A 351-nucleotide genomic window follows, 5' to 3' on the forward strand; every position below is an offset into this window, starting at 1 on the left:
ACCGTAACAGTGGCCAGCAATGCCTTCAGTTTGACAGGCTTGAGTGCAGGTAGTTATTCAGCCTTCTCGATTACCAACAACGGTTGCACAGCATTATTGGGATCGAGCGTAACCCTGGCTGATCCAGCGGCTCCAACCCTGGCCATCAGCACCACCGCCGGACCAACCACCTGCGCAGGTACCAATGGTAGCGTCAGCTTTTCCTCGACCAATCTCCCCGACGGTACGTACCAACTGAGCTATACTGGCGCGGGCAGTCCCAAAACCGTAACAGTGGCCAGCAACGCCTTCACGCTGACGGGCTTGAGTGCAGGAAGCTATTCAGCCTTCTCGATTACCAACAACGGTTGC

The 351-nt window shown here is 55.8% G+C and carries 1 pseudogene; it reads left to right on the forward strand.

Annotated features, from left to right (window positions below):
- Nucleotides 1–351 (forward strand): annotated as a pseudogene (locus GK108_RS31025) (hypothetical protein); the annotation flags it as partial.

It is taken from the genome of Spirosoma terrae (genome assembly GCF_010435915.1).
GTDB classification, from domain to species: domain Bacteria; phylum Bacteroidota; class Bacteroidia; order Cytophagales; family Spirosomataceae; genus Spirosoma; species Spirosoma terrae.